The sequence below is a fragment of the Nitrincola lacisaponensis genome (assembly GCF_000691225.1).
Classification (GTDB): domain Bacteria; phylum Pseudomonadota; class Gammaproteobacteria; order Pseudomonadales; family Balneatricaceae; genus Nitrincola; species Nitrincola lacisaponensis.
This window is the reverse complement of the sequence record NZ_JMSZ01000016.1, coordinates 703,639-721,963: the sequence shown is the minus strand read 5'-3', so window position 1 is coordinate 721,963 and position 18,325 is coordinate 703,639. Positions and strand designations below refer to the sequence as shown.

Annotated in this window: 18 protein-coding genes and 1 tRNA gene; 4 read left to right on the top strand and 15 right to left on the bottom strand. The window is 51.0% G+C overall.

The window, feature by feature from the left end:
• Positions 1-28: 28 nt before the first annotated feature.
• From ADINL_RS06690 to ADINL_RS06625, 14 genes are all read right to left on the bottom strand, one after another.
• The gene (locus ADINL_RS06690) at positions 29-1,516 is read right to left on the bottom strand and encodes a sigma-54 interaction domain-containing protein (RefSeq protein ID WP_036545109.1); all 1,488 of its coding nucleotides are present in this window, start codon (positions 1,514-1,516) and stop codon (positions 29-31) included.
• 222 nt (positions 1,517-1,738) lie between these two features.
• On the bottom strand, positions 1,739-2,158 hold the full coding sequence (locus ADINL_RS06685; protein WP_036545107.1) for a hypothetical protein: 420 nt from the start codon (positions 2,156-2,158) through the stop codon (positions 1,739-1,741).
• Positions 2,159-2,173: 15 nt separating this feature from the next.
• Complete coding sequence (locus ADINL_RS06680) at positions 2,174-3,190, bottom strand: helix-turn-helix transcriptional regulator (protein WP_036545106.1); 1,017 nt, start codon at positions 3,188-3,190, stop codon at positions 2,174-2,176.
• A 79-nt stretch (positions 3,191-3,269) separates the two neighbouring features.
• The gene (locus ADINL_RS06675; RefSeq protein WP_036545104.1) at positions 3,270-4,109 is read right to left on the bottom strand and encodes an AAA family ATPase; all 840 of its coding nucleotides are present in this window, start codon (positions 4,107-4,109) and stop codon (positions 3,270-3,272) included.
• Between the two features lie 482 nt (positions 4,110-4,591).
• Positions 4,592-4,668 (bottom strand) — tRNA-Pro (locus ADINL_RS06670).
• Between the two features lie 77 nt (positions 4,669-4,745).
• Complete coding sequence (locus ADINL_RS06665; RefSeq protein WP_036545102.1) at positions 4,746-5,108, bottom strand: MerR family transcriptional regulator; 363 nt, start codon at positions 5,106-5,108, stop codon at positions 4,746-4,748.
• The gene (gene ihfA / locus ADINL_RS06660; protein WP_036545100.1) at positions 5,080-5,391 is read right to left on the bottom strand and encodes an integration host factor subunit alpha; all 312 of its coding nucleotides are present in this window, start codon (positions 5,389-5,391) and stop codon (positions 5,080-5,082) included. Before ihfA ends, ADINL_RS06665 begins: the two co-directional genes overlap by 29 nt.
• Before the next feature lie 16 nt (positions 5,392-5,407).
• Positions 5,408-7,789, bottom strand: a complete 2,382-nt coding sequence (pheT, locus tag ADINL_RS06655; protein WP_036545098.1) for a phenylalanine--tRNA ligase subunit beta — start codon at positions 7,787-7,789, stop codon at positions 5,408-5,410.
• A 41-nt stretch (positions 7,790-7,830) separates the two neighbouring features.
• The gene (gene pheS / locus ADINL_RS06650; protein WP_036545096.1) at positions 7,831-8,814 is read right to left on the bottom strand and encodes a phenylalanine--tRNA ligase subunit alpha; all 984 of its coding nucleotides are present in this window, start codon (positions 8,812-8,814) and stop codon (positions 7,831-7,833) included.
• An 86-nt stretch (positions 8,815-8,900) separates the two neighbouring features.
• Complete coding sequence (gene rplT / locus ADINL_RS06645) at positions 8,901-9,257, bottom strand: 50S ribosomal protein L20 (RefSeq protein WP_036545094.1); 357 nt, start codon at positions 9,255-9,257, stop codon at positions 8,901-8,903.
• A gap of 44 nt (positions 9,258-9,301) precedes the next feature.
• Positions 9,302-9,496 (bottom strand): 50S ribosomal protein L35, encoded by a 195-nt coding sequence (gene rpmI, locus ADINL_RS06640; RefSeq protein ID WP_036545092.1) that lies wholly within the window; start codon positions 9,494-9,496, stop codon positions 9,302-9,304.
• A 104-nt stretch (positions 9,497-9,600) separates the two neighbouring features.
• Entirely contained in the window at positions 9,601-10,101 is a 501-nt protein-coding gene (infC, locus tag ADINL_RS06635; RefSeq protein WP_239644344.1) for a translation initiation factor IF-3, read from the bottom strand.
• Between the two features lie 59 nt (positions 10,102-10,160).
• Entirely contained in the window at positions 10,161-12,077 is a 1,917-nt protein-coding gene (gene thrS / locus ADINL_RS06630) for a threonine--tRNA ligase (protein ID WP_036545087.1), read from the bottom strand.
• A 176-nt stretch (positions 12,078-12,253) separates the two neighbouring features.
• Positions 12,254-12,733, bottom strand: a complete 480-nt coding sequence (locus ADINL_RS06625) for an Lrp/AsnC family transcriptional regulator (RefSeq protein WP_036545084.1) — start codon at positions 12,731-12,733, stop codon at positions 12,254-12,256.
• 167 nt (positions 12,734-12,900) lie between these two features.
• Between ADINL_RS06625 and leuA the strand changes: the two genes are divergently transcribed.
• Entirely contained in the window at positions 12,901-14,580 is a 1,680-nt protein-coding gene (gene leuA, locus ADINL_RS06620) for a 2-isopropylmalate synthase (protein ID WP_036545081.1), read from the top strand.
• On the opposite strand, the gene ADINL_RS06615 is transcribed toward leuA, so the two are convergent.
• On the bottom strand, positions 14,548-15,246 hold the full coding sequence (locus tag ADINL_RS06615; protein ID WP_036545079.1) for a FadR/GntR family transcriptional regulator: 699 nt from the start codon (positions 15,244-15,246) through the stop codon (positions 14,548-14,550). The two genes, leuA and ADINL_RS06615, sit on opposite strands and share 33 nt — an antisense overlap.
• Positions 15,247-15,359: 113 nt before the next feature.
• Here ADINL_RS06615 and ADINL_RS06610 point away from each other — a divergent pair, with 113 nt between their 5' ends.
• Genes ADINL_RS06610 through ADINL_RS06600 form a run of 3 tightly spaced genes read left to right on the top strand, consistent with a single transcriptional unit; the run spans position 15,360 to position 18,234 of the window.
• Positions 15,360-16,145, top strand: coding sequence for a (Fe-S)-binding protein (locus ADINL_RS06610; RefSeq protein ID WP_036545077.1), 786 nt, complete (start codon positions 15,360-15,362; stop codon positions 16,143-16,145).
• Between the two features lie 11 nt (positions 16,146-16,156).
• Complete coding sequence (locus ADINL_RS06605; RefSeq protein ID WP_036545075.1) at positions 16,157-17,575, top strand: LutB/LldF family L-lactate oxidation iron-sulfur protein; 1,419 nt, start codon at positions 16,157-16,159, stop codon at positions 17,573-17,575.
• Positions 17,572-18,234: a LutC/YkgG family protein gene (locus tag ADINL_RS06600; protein ID WP_036545073.1), complete on the top strand. Its 663-nt coding sequence runs from the start codon at positions 17,572-17,574 to the stop codon at positions 18,232-18,234. Before ADINL_RS06605 ends, ADINL_RS06600 begins: the two co-directional genes overlap by 4 nt.
• The last annotated feature ends 91 nt before the right edge of the window (positions 18,235-18,325 follow it).

The window sequence follows — 18,325 nt, the reverse complement described above, 5'->3', positions numbered from 1 at the left end:
CACAATGCGAAGAGCGTGCCAAGTGAGTCTATGACTGAGAAATACCGTACTTTTCCATCCAATTTGTCAGTGTTTGCTGACTCTTTAACCCTAATAGCTGTGCCGCTTGCGTTTTATTCTGACCAGTAAAAGCGAGGGTTTCCAGAACGTAATGCTTTACTAAGTCACCGATAACCTTTTGTATATCAACTCCTTGTGAAACATCGAGAGATAGCAGGTCGTTTTCTTTAGTCGGCATTTTAAATAAGGCAGACTCTAAATCACTACCAGTAACAGAGTCAGTATCACTCCATAGCACCGCGCGGAGAAGTGTTGACTGCAGTTCACGAATATTTCCATGCCAAGGATGCTTTAAGATAAGATTTTTTGCTTCAACGGAAAGTTTCTTACTCAGCGATTCATCTTGTTTGCTGAGTGACTCTAATAACATCTCGGTTAGTAAAATTAAGTCACCTTCCCGATGACGAATGGGAGGTAAATGAAGAACGCCTACCGCGATACGATAGAAAAGATCTTCTCTAAATGTTCCCTGGATAACACCGTCCATCAGGTTTTTATGGGTCGCCGTAATGATACGAACATCGACTGATATCTCCGACGTTGCACCAACAGGTGTGAGTCGACTCTCTTGCAGCACCCTTAGTAGACGCACTTGAACTTCTGGCGTTAGTTCGCCAAATTCATCCAAGAACAAAGTACCCCCATTAGCCTGCTGAAAGACGCCTAGTTTATCCGACACAGCTCCGGTGAACGCACCTTTTTTGTGGCCAAAAAGAACAGAATCCGCGAGGTCTTTTGGAATAGCACCACAGTTAATGGCAACAAAAGGTTTATTTTGTCTTGAACTGGCATTGTGAATAGCACGCGCAAAGAGTTCCTTGCCAGTCCCTGTTTCACCATAAATAAGCACAGGAACAGTTTTTTGAGCCAAAATTTGAGCTTGCGATTTTAAAGCCATCATCCGTGGATTGCGAGTAATGATATTGTCGAAAGCGGCATCAATCGGCACTTGTGAATCAGCCATGTTGATAAGCTTTTCATCTGCAATTTTTGAAACCTTGGGGATATATTCCGCTGATAACTCAAAAGGTATCTCAACCAGCTCCACTCCCTGTTCTTTAGATGACTGGTAAAATAAACACTCGTAGCGGGTTTTCCCCAAAAGAATCCAAACAGCTTGCATTGCTGGTGTTCCGGGGCTGAGTAAAATTGATAGCTTAGTTTTTTGATTAGAGAGATCATTCAACAAAGCTGATGCCGCTTGATAGATATCAGCAAAATCCACAGGTGAGGATAGGATTACTTTAGTTACGTTAATAGGTGTAACAACTTGTGACGTTAACCAGTCTAGGAAACTAGCCACTTCTTCATCGGGGTAGTTGTACAAAAGCTCAATACGATCAAACGTATTAGCTTTGATTGTTGACAGGATTGGACCATCTTGGCCTCTTTGGGCTGAAACAATATCGTTGCCACCAATCCAACTGACCAAAACATCTTGTTTTGTGTCCGGCATCCATGTTCTCCTGAATATTCTGTTTTTAGTCTCAAGCGTATCGCGTATTGAAAACTCACCATCAGAGAGCGCATACCTATGAGCAACAACTCTCTATTTCCTCACCTCAGCGAGCCACACTCCAACGAGAGGTTCAAGCTTCATAAGCTCACCTACATAAATATCATCGCACTACATTGACTCGATCAATGCCCATCAAGCTCTAATGTATAACGCATCGCCTTAATCATATCGCTCCAATATCGTAACTAAATTAACCATCATATCCATTACACATAATGGGTTGGCTGGACCACCAACGTGATACCCCATAAAATTGCACACCTGGACGATGGATTTCTTGTAATCTTCAACACCGGATTGAAACAATGTTCGCTGTTCAAGATCATAAGCTTCGAACCTTTCATTAACCTGGTCATAATCTTCAGGTTGCGACATTTCTTCAACACGAAGTTCAAGCCGATCAATCACTTCTACTAACACTTCGTTCGTGCACATAGAGATAATACCATTGGTTAGGTATCCTCCCTCCCTGGTAACACACTCTTGATACATAGCGTTAAAATGATCTCTGGTCGGCCAGGCAGAGGCATTAGAAGATACCAGGATGAGTACAAAAACGGCTTTAAAGATAAGTTTCATGCTCACCTCATCATCTCAAACCACAGCAGACTGTTGCCAGTCCACAATCTGTTGTGCATTCTGGTAAATCATATCTCGCCAACTTGCTGGCTCAATCACTTGGATGGATGCACCGAACCCCATAATCCACCAAAGTGTTTGCTGATCATTTGGCAGTGTTGCTGTGAGGGTGACCCAACCCTCAATGTCTGGTTCAGATAACTGTTGTATTTCACTGACCGGTGTTTCGGACAATAGCCAGGCAACTTCAGGCCGCACACGTGCCACCAGCTCAACCGGCTTCCCATCCAGTGGATATCCAAACGCTCCCTGGCTTAAGTAATCATCCAAATCAAAGTCGGCCTTGGGTTTGTAGGCGTCGCCACTCTCATTTGCCTGCTGTATACGATGCAGTGCGAACTGACGTATGTCGTCATATTCATTCACAGTGGCAAGCAGATAGGTCACACTATGCCGTGCAACAAGACCCTGAGGGTGTAAGGTGTAGGTTTTGAACGCCCCCTTGGCCCGGCTCAAATAGGTCACATCCAATGCCCGCGCATTTAGCAGTGCATCTGTGACCTTGGCCCAGACGTGCGGGTCTATCAAGGCGGGAATGAGTGCCTTTCCATTGGGAATAGCTTTAACCTGACGACTCCAATGACTAAAACCATTTTCACTGAGCTGCTCCAGATATTTTCGCGCCGAACTGAATTGGTTACTCAGTTGTTCCACTGCAACCTGGGGCAATAAATTCTGTAAATAACTTTCAGCCAGCACCCAGGCCAGTGCCGTTGGGGTATCCAGTGCAGGTAAGTTACTCTTGAAGGCAGGATCAAACGACCAACGATACGGTTTGCGTTGTTTGTCACACAGAAGCGGGAAGTGGCTTGATAATTTTTCCAGGTCGCGCTGAATTGTGCGCATATCGACTCGGAACCCCCGCTCTTCCAGTAGAGCACAGAGCGTTGAGGTTGCCCGAAACCCTGGAGACCTGGGTATTAACTGCAACATGGCCAGTGTTCTGAAAAGGGTATCGCGCTGTTGTGTCATGAGACCTCCTTGTATGACTTGATCATCATAGACCTATTCTGTGTTTTAAAACAACTTTGGCGTAATTTCAGCTTACAATTCATTTGATACACCCCGTCACATTAAACTGATGATGTGTCTTTTTTGCATGTTCTTGCTGTAATCCAAGTAACAACCCTTCTGGAGTCAGTCGTTGGTTCGATAACTGATATTGCTGCTCAATACGCCTAAAATCAGCCGGGGTGAGCTGATTAAGCTGATCCAGTGCAGATCGCATCTTTTTACTCAATGCCAGCACACCCCCTTCCTGGTCACAGCGCCCAAGTAGATGGTTAAACAACATCCATGTCTGTTCTGGATTCAGGAAGTTGAAACAAACGTGGAAATCGAAATAGCGCCGTACTCGCGCACTGAGCGGCTCCCTACTTTGAACTGTCAGAACCAGAATGCCTTCGTATCCATCCACCGGGTATTGTGTGTGGGATAGGTCCGCCAGAAGATTATCCGCGTCATCAATCAGTAGTACGGCATTCCTGCGACGCGCCTCAGCAACGGCATCTACCCAGGATTGTCCAACTCCTTCAACCGATATATCCCTCAGGTTTGATGCATTTTCAACCATCAAGGGCCGTTGTAGCTGAACAGCCAAATGTTGTGCAAAACGTGTTTTTCCGGTTCCCGGTGGCCCAGCCAGGCAGATACGTGCAGTACGGCTACACGCTAGCACCTGAGTCAGCCGCTCTAATGAATGATCCGTATTCGAAAACGCCGGATGGTAAAAACACTTGTCACCTTCGGGCCACTTACGCTTTTCTCGCTGAGCCAGGGCCTGGTATAACGCACCGAGTAATAGATCTGTATCCTGTTCATCCTGATCAGCTGTTTGACCATTATGTTGGCGAACTAACCGTAAAGCCTGCGTCTGTTTTGTGAACTTCATTAACACTTCCTCCCTGACGTTAATCGATGTCATGAGACATGGTGAGTATGCTAACGAGAGCATGCGACGATATCTGTCGCAGAATCTAAAAATGAAGCCCTTGCTGCCCTATATCACTTGCCTAATTCAAACACCCTGAGCGATACTGTATATACATACAGTTTAATTTTGAGGTGTAAATGAGCGCTGTTGTACTGATCGGCTGCTTCGCCGATCCGGATTTGCTTAAGGCATCAGAGTTGCGTATACCGCTTTACCTGGAAGATGTTTCTTTTAGAAGTGCTAAACAAGACAGCGGCATCATCTACAAGCCTTTCGAGCGGAAGTCGTTGAGAACGGACAGAACTCTCTCTTAAAACGACATACAACTCATCAAAGGATGAGCGAATCTCAAACGGTCACGGAACGGTCACCAGAAAGGACTAAAACCCCAAAAAGCAAAAAATCGCCAGGCGGCGATTCATGTAACTCTTTGATTTAATTGGTCGGGACGGCAGGATTTGAACCTGCGACCCCTTGCACCCCATGCAAGTGCGCTACCAGACTGCGCTACGCCCCGACTAGGCGGGATCAGTAAGTAAACTGATCCGAGAGAGGTTGCAAATACTACACTAAGGGATTGAATCTGTGAAGCATTTATTTGGCAGATTTTAGCAGTTTGAGGATATCGTCAAGTTCATTAATAGTCTGACGAATCAACTGCTGATAACGCGTAGTATCATCACTGGCTTCATCACTGCTGAGCCACTGACGTGCCCCGGTGATGGTAAAACCCTGATCATATAACAGGCTACGGATCTGCCGTATCAGCAACAGGTCCTGTCGCTGATAATAACGGCGATTATTCCGTTTGACCGGTTGTATCTGCTTGAACTCCTGTTCCCAGTAACGCAATACATGCGGCTTGAGATCGCAGAGTTTAGCGGCCTCACCGATAGTGAAATAGCGTTTTCCCGGAATGGGTTCCAGCTCAGGACTCTTCTCTCCGGCTGCCGGCATAGGTGTCCACGCGCTCCTTCAGTTTCTGGCCAGGCCTGAACGTGACCACCCGCCGCGCCGATATTGGCACTTCTTCACCCGTTTTCGGGTTACGGCCAGGGCGTTGACGCTTGTCACGCAGATCAAAGTTTCCGAATCCGGAAAGCTTGACCTGTTCATTTGACGCCAGACATTCACGTATCTCGTTAAAAAAAGATTCCACCATCTCTTTAGCTTCACGTTTGTTCAAGCCTAATTCCTCGAACAAACGCTCAGCCATCTCGGCTTTGGTCAAAGAGCCCATGACAATCACCCTGTCTTTATTCTCTTAACGATGCACCGCAATGGGTTGTCAGTGCGACCACAACAGCAGATACGCTATTGTTTATTTCTTCATCAGTAAGAGTGCGCGAAGGATGCTGCCAGGTCAAGCCCAAAGCAAGACTTTTTCTTCCTGCTTCAATACCTTGTCCCTGATACAGGTCAAATAGTGTGACCTTTTTCAGGGCATCGCCTGCAGCTGCCGTCACAACCTCACGGATAGCATCATAACTGACCTGCTCATCAACCAGCAGCGACAGGTCACGACGCATTTCCGGGAACTTCGACAAGGCGGCATAGCGTGGCAAACGCCCTGCTGTCACAGCATCCTGTTGTAATTCAAACAGATACACCGGACCATTCAGATCCAGCTGTTTCAACAGCTGGGGATGCAAAGCGCCAACATAACCAATCACTTCGCCCTGACGCTCAACCCGCGCACACTGGCCAGGATGCAACGCCGGGTGTTCTGAAGCCACAAAACGGAACTCAGCAGGACTGCCACCCAATGCCAGCAGACTTTCGACATCACCTTTAATATCAAAGAAATCCACTTTATCTTTACCGGCAACCCAGCCTTCGGCATCACGGTTACCGGTGATCACACCTGCAATCACATTTTCCTGCAACAGACCACCTTCAGCCTGAGGCAGGAAGCGCTGACCTGTCTCAAATAGACGAATACGTAACTGCTGACGGTTCTGGTTGTACTGAACAGCCTTGATCAACCCAGGCCAGACACTGGTACGCATGACCGCCATCTCAGCTGAAATAGGGTTTGCCAGCGCCAGCGGCTGGGTCTTGGGGTCAAACAGCGCTGACAGGCCAGCTTCAATAAAGCTATAGGTCACGGCCTCCTGATAGTCACGACTGATCAGGTGACGTCGTACACGGCTCAGGCTAACCTCTTTTTCAGCGATTGGTGGCATCGGCAACTGGGCGATCGGTGTGCGCACCGGCAGATTGTCATAGCCATAGACGCGTGCAATTTCTTCGATCAGGTCCACTTCCAACGTGATATCAAAACGCCAGGACGGTACGGTGACATCCCAGGCTTGATCTTCCCGACGTGACAACTGCATTCCCAGACGAGTCAGAATATCCTCAACCGTCTCTAGCGGCATCTCCATCGCCAGCATCGCATTGACACGGGCGTCACGCAGACGCACGACCGGTGTTTCCGGCAGATCGGCTGCACTGACCGCTTCGGTCACGGGACCCGGCTCACCCCCCACAATATCCAGCAACAAGGCCGTTGCGCGCTCAATCGCCTGACGCTGCAACTGCCAATCCACGCCGCGCTCGAAACGGTGCGAGGAATCGGTATGCAAACCATAATTACGCGCACGGCCGACAATCGATAATGGATTGAAGAATGCACTTTCCAGGAAGATATCCCGTGTCTCTGCCGTCACGCCACTGGCGGCACCACCCATGATACCGGCCATTGCCAGAGGGCCATTGGCATCGGTAATCAGCAAGGTATCAGCATTCAGGGTCACTTCGGTTTCATCCAGCAACACCAGGGTTTCCCCTGCCTGCGCCAGACGCACGTCAATCCCCTGACTCAACTGATTCAGATCGAACGCATGCATTGGCTGACCCAGCTCAAGCAAGACGTAGTTAGTCACATCCACTACCGGATCGATGCTGCGAATACCTGACCGACGCAGCTTTTCCTGCATCCACAAGGGCGTCTGTGCATCCAGATTGATGTTACGAATAACACGGCCAATATAACGCGGACAGGCCTGGGGTGCAGACAGTGTTACCGGGAAGGTATCTGCACAGGTCGGTGCAACCGTTGTAATCGTCACCGGATTGACCGGCACCTGATTCAACACACCCACTTCTCGGGCCAAACCGGCAATACTCAGACAATCACCACGGTTGGGTGTCAGATCAACATCAATCAGGCTGTCATTCAGGTTGAGATAATCACGCAGATCAATGCCCAGCGGCGCATCCGCGGCCAGCTCCATGATACCACCGTGATCATCGGAAATACCCAACTCATCCTCTGCACAAAGCATCCCCATGGACTCCACACCACGCAGTTTGGCGCGCTTGATGCGGAAGTCACCGGGCAGATTGGCACCGACGCGGGCAAAGGCAGTTTTCAGACCGGCGCGCGCATTGGCCGCACCACAGACGACCTGAAAGGTCTCCTGTCCATCACTGACCTGGCACACTTGCAGCTTATCAGCATCCGGATGCTGTTCTGCAGCGATAATTTCTGCAACAACCACACCATCAAACTGACCGGCAACCGCGCTGATCTCGTCGACCTCAAGACCTGCCAGACTCAACTGATCGGCTAGCGCCTGTGTCGCCAGAGCGGGCTTTACCCACTCACGTAACCACTGTTCACTGAATTTCATTGCTATATCCTGTTAATCCTGAAGCTGACGATGACGGCGACTTAACGAAACTGACCAAGGAAACGCAGGTCGTTTTCAAAGAACAGGCGCAGATCATTCACGCCATAACGCAACATCGCCAAGCGCTCTACCCCCATACCGAAGGCAAAGCCGGTATAGATTTCGGGATCAATACCGGAGTACTGGAAAACTTTCGGGTGAACCATGCCACAGCCCAGCACTTCCAGCCACTTGCCATCACCACGGTCAATATCCACTTCGATAGATGGCTCTGTGAATGGAAAATAGGACGGGCGGAAGCGGACTTTGACATCTTCTTCAAAGAACTCGCGCAAAAACTCTTCCAGCGTGCCTTTAAGGTCGGCAAAGCTGACATTTTTGTCGACCAGCAGACCTTCCACCTGATGGAACATGGGTGAGTGGGTCTGATCATAATCACAACGGTACACACGGCCCGGACAGATAATGCGGATCGGAGGCTGTGTGCTTTCCATCGTGCGTACTTGCACAGGTGAGGTGTGCGTGCGCAACAGCGTGTGGGCATCAAAATAGAAGGTATCGTGCATGGCACGTGCCGGATGATGCGCCGGGATATTCAGCGCTTCGAAGTTGTGATAGTCATCTTCCACTTCCGGCCCTTCAGCGACACTGAAACCGATACTGCCAAAGAAGGCTTCGATACGCTCCAGAGTCCGGGTGACCGGATGCATGCCACCCAGATCAGCCACACGACCCGGCAAGGTGACATCGATCTTCTCAGCTGCCAGTTTGGCACTGAGCGCATCCGTTTCCAGCTGCGCGCGACGCGCATCCAGTTCGACCTGCAAAGCCTCCTTGGCTTCGTTGATCTTTGCGCCCGCTGCCGGACGCTCCTCAGCGGAGAGTTTGCCCAAACCCTTCAATAGCTGGGTAAGCTCACCTTTCTTACCCAGATACTGAACACGTACTTCGTCCAGCAGTCTGACATTATCTGCCTGTGCGACTGCCTGTTTACCCTGCTCCAACAACTGTGCAAGATTTTCCATCGTTCAAACTCCGCATAAAAAAGGGGAAGGTATGCACCCCTCCCCTTATCTGTCAGTCTTTAACCTACCAATAGGCGGGTGTTGGCTTACGCCAGTGCTGCTTTGGCCTTTTCAACCACGGCAGCAAATGCGTTCTGCTGGTTTACAGCCAGATCAGCCAGTACTTTACGGTCGATTTCGATGTTGGCTTTTTTCAGGCCAGCAATGAAACGGCTGTAAGACAGACCATTAATACGTGCAGCTGCGTTGATACGCGCGATCCACAATGCACGGAACTGACGCTTACGTTGACGACGGTCACGGTAAGCATACTGACCAGCTTTGATAACCGCTTGCTTGGCTACACGGAATACACGGCTGCGAGCACCGTAGTAACCCTTGGCCAGTTTCAGAATTTTCTTATGACGACGACGCGCCACAACACCACGTTTTACGCGAGGCATAGCATTTCCTTCCTATAAAATTTCAGTCTTGACACAAGGGACACTTACAGTGTCGGGAGCATACGTTTAACCAGTTTCACATCACTCTCGTGAACCTGGGCCATTGGGCGCAGCTGACGCTTACGCTTGGTGCTCTTCTTGGTCAGAATGTGGCTTTTAAAGGACTGCTTGTGCTTGATGCCATTCGCAGTTTTTTTGAAACGCTTTGCCGCACCGCGGACTGTTTTGATCTTTGGCATTACTCTTCTCCACGCATTCGTTTATTAATCGGCCACGCGCGAAACAACAAAACCCACACACCGTTCAGAATACTGTTCGGCTTGCGGGTCTGCTGCACGGGTGACTATTTCTTTTTCGGAGCCACGACCATGACCATTTGACGACCTTCCATTTTCGGATGCTGTTCAACACTGCCATGTTCAGACAGATCGGCTTCGATCCGCTTCAGCAGTTGCATGCCCAGCTCCTGGTGAGCCATCTCACGACCACGGAACCTCAGGGTTACCTTGGCTTTGTCTCCGCTTTCAAGGAAACGTATCAGGTTGCGCAGTTTTACCTGATAATCCCCTTCATCCGTACCGGGACGGAATTTCACTTCCTTGACCTGCATCTGAGTCTGTTTCTTCTTAGCCTCATTTGCTTTCTTCTTCAGCTCATACTGATGCTTTCCATAGTCCATAATCTTACAGACAATGGGATCAGAATCAGAGATCTGAACCAGGTCAAGTTCAGCCGCCTGAGCCATCTCAAGCGCCTGATCAATCGTTACGATACCTACCTGTGAACCATCTGCACCGATAAGACGCAGTTCTGTTGCACGGATATTCTCATTAATGGGTGGCAACGGCGCACGGCCACCTCTTCTGTTATCACGCCTGATAATACTATCTCCTGACGAGTTCTTTATTCTTGAGCCGCCTTGCGGCTGATCTCGGCATTCAGTTGTGCGATCAGGTCATCAACGGCGATACTGCCAAGATCCTGACCGGTACGTGTACGTACTGCGACACTGCCGGATTCCACTTCTTTGTCTCCCACTACCAACAGGTAGGGAACTTTCTGTAAAGTGTGCTCGCGGATTTTAAAGCCGATCTTCTCGTTTCTCAAGTCTATCTGTGACCGAATACCCGCTTCGAGCAGTTTTTCGTTCACTTTATGACAGAAATCAGCCTGTTTATCGGTAATATTCAGCACCACAGCCTGCAACGGGCTCAGCCAGAGCGGCAAAGCACCTGCATAGTGCTCAATCAGAATACCAATAAAGCGCTCGAATGAACCCAGAATCGCACGGTGCAACATTACTGGCACTTCGCGATCACCTGCTTCATTCACAAACTGAGCACCCAATCGGCCCGGCATTGAAAAGTCCACTTGAATAGTACCACATTGCCACACGCGACCGAGACAATCTTTCAACGAAAACTCGATTTTCGGCCCATAAAAAGCACCTTCACCCGGCAACTCTTCCCAATCCAGACCGGCGGCGTTCAATGCATCTGCCAAGGCTTTTTCTGCCTTGTCCCAGCTTTCATCTGAACCCACACGCTTTTCCGGGCGGGTAGAAAGCTTATAGATGACATTGGTGAAGCCAAAATCGTTATACACTTCATGCAGGAAGTCGATAAAGCTGGCCACTTCTGGCTGAATGCTGTTTTCCGCACAGAAGATATGCGCATCATCCTGAACAAAGCCACGCACACGCATGATGCCATGCAACGCACCGGATGGTTCATTACGGTGACAGGAACCAAACTCCGCCAGGCGCAACGGCAGATCGCGATAAGAACGCAGCCCCTGATTAAATACCTGCACATGACACGGGCAGTTCATCGGCTTGATGGCAAAGTCACGGCTCTCAGAGTGCGTGGTAAACATCTCTTCATGGAATTTGTCCCAATGACCGGACTTTTCCCACAAAGTACGCTCTACCACCATCGGTGTTTTGATTTCCTGGTAGCCATGCCTGATCTGTTTGGCACGCATGTACTGCTCGATCTGCTGGTAGATTTTCCAGCCGTTCGGATGCCAGAACACCATACCTGGAGCTTCTTCCTGCATGTGGAACAGGTGCAGGGACTTGCCCAGCTTGCGATGATCGCGCTTTTCAGCTTCTTCCAGACGGAACAGATAATCCTTGAGGTCTTTTTTGTCACCCCAGGCAGTGCCGTAAATACGCTGCAGCATTTCATTTTCTGAATTGCCACGCCAGTAGGCACCCGCCACCTTCATCAATTTGAAGACTTTGATGTGGCCGGTTGAGGGAACGTGAGGCCCCCGACAAAGATCGATAAACTCACCCTGCTTATAGAAAGACAGCGGCTGGTCCGAAGGGATATCACTGATGATCTCAACCTTATAGGACTCGCCCATCTCTTCAAACAAGGCGACCGCCTCGTCACGGCTCATGACAGAACGCTCAACCGGCAGGTTCTGCTTGGACAACTCATTCATGCGTGCTTCAATTTTCTCCAGATCTTCAGGAGTAAACGGACGCTCATAAGCAAAGTCATAGTAGAAGCCGTTTTCAATCACCGGACCAATCGTCACCTGAGCACCCGGAAACAGATCCTGTACGGCCATAGCCATCAGGTGGGCACACGAGTGGCGAATAACATCCACACCCTCTTCATCCCGGGCCGTGACAATAGCCAGGTTAGCATCGTGCTCAATGGTGTAACTGGTATCAACCAGCTGGCCGTCAACCTTGCCAGCCAACGCGGCTTTGGCAAGACCCGCGCCGATATCGGCGGCAACATCAAAAACAGAAACAGGACGATCGAACTGGCGCGAACTGCCGTCCGGGAGCGTAATAACAGGCATGATAAAATCCTTATCTCAGTGGTGACCCCTACGACAGGCCACATAAGCATTGTGAATGCTGGAAAATAAAAAGCCGTACAAACCAAGTACAGCGGGTGAATATTATACAGATTCTGGTTGTTTTTTCTAGCGTTGCAGGGGGGTAGTAGGTGTAGGTGCGCTACTCACACATATCCTTAGCGGATATAATGTAACGGCACCGCCGTGGTATCGACCACCTTGCGCATAATGAAGGATGACTTCACTCCACTGACACCGGTAATACGGGTAATCTTGCCCAACAGGATATCGTGATAGCTGTCCATATCAGCCACCGCCACTTTCAACTGATAGTCCGCATCATGGCCGGTAATCAGGTAGCACTCCATCACTTCAGGTATCGCGGCAATGGCGGTTTCAAAGGCCTCAAAGCGCTCGGGAATGTGCTTGTCCATAATGATATGCAACAAGGCAATCAGGTTTAAACCTACCTTGCGTTCATTCACACGCACCACCTGACGTTCAATGACACCACTATCGAGCAACTGCTTCACACGACGCGAACAGGGTGCTGCCGTCAAACCGATACGGTCCGCCAGATCCTGGTTTGAGATGGACGCATCCTGTTGCAACTGCTGCAATATTTTTATATCAAATCGGTCCAGTTCAACATGCATACATCACCCATTCAACATTCTGCGCAATATTTAAAAATAAAAAATCCATATAATCTACATATTATTGCGTAAAAAGAGCAAATGAAAGTTTTTTCGCAACCCTATTGCGCCAGGATCGGCGTAGACTAGTCCTTGTCATCAGTCATTCCGATTCAAAGGACTCCAATATGTTTGACCATCGTAAATATCGTGCTTTCACACCCGTGCGTCTGACCGATCGCACCTGGCCTGATCAGCAAATCACCCAAGCGCCGCTCTGGTGCAGTGTTGACCTGCGTGACGGCAATCAGGCGCTGATCAATCCGATGAACGTTGAGCAGAAAACACGGATGTTCACGCTACTGGTTAAACTGGGATTCAAAGAGATCGAGGTTGGCTTTCCTTCGGCCTCTCAGCCGGACTTTGACTTCGTGCGCAAGCTGATCGAAGAAAACCTGATCCCCGATGATGTCACCATTCAGATCTTGACTCAGGCACGTGAAGACCTGATCGCACGCTCTTATGAAGCCTTAAAAGATGTTAAACGTGCGATTGTGCATGTGTACAACTCCACATCAACGGTTCAGCGTGAGCAGGTGTTCGGACTGGATCGTGACGGCATCAAATCCATTGCTGTTCAGGGCGCACGCTGGGTGCGTGAGTATGCGACACGTTATCCCCAGACAGACTGGGCATTCCAGTACTCTCCGGAAAGCTTCACCGGTACCGAGCTCGACTATGCTGTTGAAGTCTGTGATGCCGTGATTGCAGAGTGGCAGCCCGAGCAGGGACGTCGTGTCATTATCAACCTGCCGGCGACTGTCGAGATGTCGACCCCCAACGTGTTCGCAGATCAGATCGAATATTTCTGTCGCCACCTGGCACAGCGTGATCAGGTCATTATCAGCTTGCACACACACAATGACCGCGGTTGCGGTGTAGCGGCTGCGGAGCTGGGTGTCATGGCCGGTGCTGATCGTATTGAAGGCACACTGCTCGGTAATGGTGAGCGTACCGGTAATATGGATATTGTCACCATGGGGATGAACCTCTACTCCCAGGGTATCGATCCGAAACTGGACTTCTCCAATATCAAGGAGATCATTTCAGTGGTCGAGTATTGTACTGAACTGCCAGTTGCAGCCCGTCACCCCTGGGCAGGTGAGCTGGTCTACACCGCCTTTTCCGGTAGCCATCAGGATGCGATTCGCAAATCCATCAACTACCACGAGCAACATCAGCTGCCTCACTGGGAAGTGGCCTACTTGCCGATTGATCCACGGGATATCGGACGTGAATATGAAGCGGTTGTGCGCATCAACAGTCAGAGTGGTAAAGGGGGTGTCGCACTGGTATTGGAACGCGACTATGGTGTTGAATTGCCGAAATGGATGCACGGCGAAATCAGCCGTGTCGTGCAGAAAGCATCGGAACAGACAGGTGCCGAAATCACCTCTTTGCAGATCAAGTCACTGTTCGATGAGCACTTCCATGCCGCCGTACCGGGCTGGACCTTGCTGGGCTATGACCTGCATACCACCCAGGGCATCGTAAAGGGCAGCTTCAATGTGGATGGTCAGCAGCCTGCCTTTGAAGGCCAGGGCAGCGGTGCAGTCGAAGCCTTGGTACAGGCACTGGAAAAACGCTTTGGCGTCAGCATTGAAGTAACCCAGTTTGATGAACGCGCTCTGACTCAGGGTACCCATGCATTGGCTCAGGCGTGTGTCGCATTGAAGGTGTCAGGACACAGCTACGCAGCAGTGACTTCGGCTGAAGACACGTCAGCCGCCACCCTGCAGGCTGTGCTGAGTGCCTTTGCCCGCAGCCCGGTCGCATCAGGCTGTCTCAAGCAGGCGTCGGGTATATAAGATATGTTCACTGGCTTCCAGGCGCGCCTGTTCAGGATTACGCGCCTGGATGGCCCGGTGAATACGGCCATGCTGCTGGGCAATGCCATCCGGATAACGTCCATAACGCTTCAGCGTGCTGGATAAGGCACCATGAATCGCATTGAAATAACGGGCATAGAATAACTGGCTGAAGCTGATCACCAACAGGTGATGACTGGACTCTGCAATCATCATGTGAAACGTCAGATCAGCCTTGGCTTTGTGCAGGGTAGACTGCCCCCGACTGCGCTGCTGCATGGCCTGATACTCAGCATCAAGCGCCGCCAACTGCGCATCAGTTGCACGCAGCGCACAATAGTACGCCGCCTCACCTTCCAGCAAGGCTCGCGCTTCCATCACCTCCAGCTGCAAGGCCAGGCTCGACTCGGTTGCCACCGGCAAGCTGAGATGTGACTGCAACAGATTTGCACAACGACTGCGTCCGCCCTGCGTTGTTTCGATCAGGTCGTCAGCAACCAGTCCCTGTACCACCTCGCGCACACAGGCACGCGACATGCTGTATTCCGCCGCCAGAGCACGCTCCGAAGGTAATGGTGCTCCGGGAATCAGTGCCCCGGTTGCGATTTGCTGTGTCAGCTGTTGCCGGAGCCGTTCGCGTGGCGTTACAGGTGTCTCTGAATTCATCTTGGTCAGACCAGTTTGCGCATCTGCATTTATTTTAACCGGCTTCTCGCCTATCTTGTAGTGATCTATGGCGGTTTACCGTTATCTATGTTGTTGCCCTTTGAGGACTCAGTGTGAAACCTAATAATAACCCACCTGTCATTGGCCTGTTCATAACCTGTCTGGCCGATCTGTACCGCCCCGAGGTTGGCTTTGCCACCATCAAACTGCTGGAGCAGGCAGGCTGTCGTGTAGAAGTACCGGAACAACAAACCTGCTGTGGTCAACCGGCCTTTAACAGTGGTGATTTCAGTACCAGTGCCGATATCGCTCGCCAGACAATTGCGGCGCTGGATGGCTATGCCTATGTTGTAGCACCGTCCGGTTCCTGCATCAGCATGCTGCACCATTATCCGGAGCTGTTTGATGACCAGGACCCCTGGAAGGCACGTGCAGAATCATTGAAAGCACGCGCGTATGAGATCACCAGCTTCCTGGTTGATGTACTGCATGCAGAACTGCCCAATCAACCCTATTCCGGTACTGTGACCTATCATGACTCCTGCTCCGGACTGCGTGAGCTGGGCATCAAGCAACAGCCACGCCAGCTGCTCGCCCAGCTTGAGGGTGTGGAGCTGAAAGAGATGGAAGAAAGCGAAACCTGCTGCGGCTTTGGCGGTACTTTCTGTGTCAAATACCCGGATATATCCAACCGCATGGTCAGCAACAAGACCGACAACATTGTTAATGCCGGTGCCAAAACGCTACTGGGTGGTGACCTCGGCTGCCTGCTGAACATGGCAGGCAAACTGCAACGCCAGGGTCATGCGGTTGAAGTCCGTCACGTTGTTGAAGTACTGGCTGGCATGACCGATCAGCCTGCACTGGGCGAAACCCAGTCGTCCATCAAAGCCGGATAAGGGAAATTAGCATGCAGATTACCAGTCCCGACTTTAAAGATAATGCGCGTATTGCACTGCAGGATGTCGGCCTGCAGAAAGCGCTGGGGAATGTCAAAACCGGCTTCCCGCACAAACGCGCTGCCGCTATCGCCCGATTGCCGGAATTCGAGCAGCTCCGTGATGAAGCGCGAGATCTGAAAAACCATATCATCGAACACCTGGACCTCTATCTGGAGGCCTTTGAAGCCAAAGTGCTGGAAAACGGTGGCCATGTACACTGGTGTCGCACCGCAGATGAAGCCCGTCAGACAATTCTGAAAATCTGTCAGGACAAACAGGCTCGCACGGTGACCAAAGGCAAATCCATGGTGACCGAAGAGATCAATCTGAATGAGTATCTGGAAGCCAACGGCGTCACGCCTGTTGAAACAGATCTGGGCGAATATATTCTGCAACTGCGGGGCGAACACCCCAGTCATATTATTGCACCCGCTATTCACCTGAACCTCGAAGATGTCTCGGAAACCTTTCACGCTCATCACCACAAGCCCAAGTCCATGGACCCTGCAGTACTGATGCAGGAGGCGCGTGAAGAACTGCGTACCAAGTTTGTCGCCGCAGATGTCGGCATTACCGGAGCCAACTTTCTGGTCGCCGAAACCGGCTCCAGTATTATTGTCACCAATGAAGGCAATGGTGACCTGACCCAGACACTGCCAAAAACACACATCGTCGTCACCTCTATCGAGAAAGTGGTGCCGACACTGGAAGACATGACGCTGTTTTTACGCCTGCTGGCCCGTTCCGCTACCGGACAGGAGTTCACCGTATACAACACCCTGTCTACCGGTCCACGACGTCCCGGTGATCAGGATGGTCCGGAAGACTATCATGTTGTCCTGGTCGACAATGGCCGCAGTGACATGATCGCCAGTGAGCTGCGTGAGATGTTGCGCTGCATTCGCTGTGCGGCGTGCATGAATCACTGCCCGGTCTATGGGGCCATCGGTGGACACAGCTATGGCTGGGTCTATCCCGGTCCGATGGGGTCGGTACTGACACCTCAGATGATCGGTATCGAACAGGCAGCCCTGCTCCCCAATGCATCGACCTTCTGCGGCAAGTGTGAATCAGTCTGCCCTGTTCGTATTCCACTGCCCAAGCTGATGCGCCACTGGCGCCGTGATGAGTTTGAAAAGCACCTGACTCCAGGCGCTGCACGCTGGGGCTTAGGCGTATGGAGCTTTGTAGCAAGGCGTCCTGCCCTGTATCGACAACTGACCCGCATCGGCAGTCGGGTACTGCGCAGTCTGGCAGGCAAGAAGGGCCGTATCAGCAAGTTGCCTCTGGCCAGTGGCTGGACAGATGGACGGGAGATGCCCGCACCCAGTGGCAAAACCTTTATGCAACAGTGGCAGGAACAGCAGAAAGCGAGACAGTCATCATGAGTAAAGCAGAAATACTGGGCCGTATTGGCCGTGGACTCGGGCGTATTGAACCCACAGCCGCCGAGCGTGAACGGGTTGCCGCGCGTCTGGCTGCCAAAGCCCGTAATGCGATTCCGGCACGTGCACAGCTACCCGAGGCGGAACGTCAGGCACTGTTTATTGAGATGGCGCGTGAAGCTGCTGCAGAAGTGATTGAACTGTCCAGCCTGCAACAGGTGCCATCGGCTGTCGCCAACTGGCTGCAACAAACCGGTATTGATGAGCTGGTGGTGGCCAGTGATAATCCGTTACCGGAGCTGTGCAAACAATTGCCGGAGACACTGCGGGTGCGTCAGGGAGTCGCTCAGGCAGGTGACCTGGCCAGCCTGACCCTGTCCTTTCTGGGCATTGCGGAAACCGGCACCTTGATGCTCTACTCCCGCCCTGAGAGCCCCACTACACTGAATTTCCTGCCCGACAATCACCTGGTCATCCTGCAGCGCAGTGATATCGTCGGTGTCTATGAAGAAGCCTGGAGCCAACTCAGAGCACGTTACCCGGATAGCCTTCCGCGTACCGTCAACATGATCACAGGTCCATCACGCAGTGCAGATATAGAGCAAAAACTGCAGATGGGTGCACATGGACCTCGTCGGCTGGTGATTTTTCTGGTGGCCTGATCAACCCGGGTTCAAGGTAAGGCGGGTGTATTCTTCTTAAGATGAAGGCCCCGCCTGTACACATGTACATGTAAATGATATAACCTGTAAA

Coding starts and splice junctions, on each gene's coding strand:
- ADINL_RS06690 (WP_036545109.1), bottom strand. CDS start 1,516: ATGCCGGACACAAAACAAGATGTTTTGGTCAGTTGGATTGGTGGCAAC.
- ADINL_RS06685 (WP_036545107.1), bottom strand. CDS start 2,158: ATGAAACTTATCTTTAAAGCCGTTTTTGTACTCATCCTGGTATCTTCT.
- ADINL_RS06680 (WP_036545106.1), bottom strand. CDS start 3,190: ATGACACAACAGCGCGATACCCTTTTCAGAACACTGGCCATGTTGCAG.
- ADINL_RS06675 (WP_036545104.1), bottom strand. CDS start 4,109: ATGAAGTTCACAAAACAGACGCAGGCTTTACGGTTAGTTCGCCAACAT.
- ADINL_RS06665 (WP_036545102.1), bottom strand. CDS start 5,108: ATGCCGGCAGCCGGAGAGAAGAGTCCTGAGCTGGAACCCATTCCGGGA.
- ihfA (WP_036545100.1), bottom strand. CDS start 5,391: ATGGGCTCTTTGACCAAAGCCGAGATGGCTGAGCGTTTGTTCGAGGAA.
- pheT (WP_036545098.1), bottom strand. CDS start 7,789: ATGAAATTCAGTGAACAGTGGTTACGTGAGTGGGTAAAGCCCGCTCTG.
- pheS (WP_036545096.1), bottom strand. CDS start 8,814: ATGGAAAATCTTGCACAGTTGTTGGAGCAGGGTAAACAGGCAGTCGCA.
- rplT (WP_036545094.1), bottom strand. CDS start 9,257: ATGCCTCGCGTAAAACGTGGTGTTGTGGCGCGTCGTCGTCATAAGAAA.
- rpmI (WP_036545092.1), bottom strand. CDS start 9,496: ATGCCAAAGATCAAAACAGTCCGCGGTGCGGCAAAGCGTTTCAAAAAA.
- thrS (WP_036545087.1), bottom strand. CDS start 12,077: ATGCCTGTTATTACGCTCCCGGACGGCAGTTCGCGCCAGTTCGATCGT.
- ADINL_RS06625 (WP_036545084.1), bottom strand. CDS start 12,733: ATGCATGTTGAACTGGACCGATTTGATATAAAAATATTGCAGCAGTTG.
- leuA (WP_036545081.1), top strand. CDS start 12,901: ATGTTTGACCATCGTAAATATCGTGCTTTCACACCCGTGCGTCTGACC.
- ADINL_RS06615 (WP_036545079.1), bottom strand. CDS start 15,246: ATGAATTCAGAGACACCTGTAACGCCACGCGAACGGCTCCGGCAACAG.
- ADINL_RS06605 (WP_036545075.1), top strand. CDS start 16,157: ATGCAGATTACCAGTCCCGACTTTAAAGATAATGCGCGTATTGCACTG.
- ADINL_RS06600 (WP_036545073.1), top strand. CDS start 17,572: ATGAGTAAAGCAGAAATACTGGGCCGTATTGGCCGTGGACTCGGGCGT.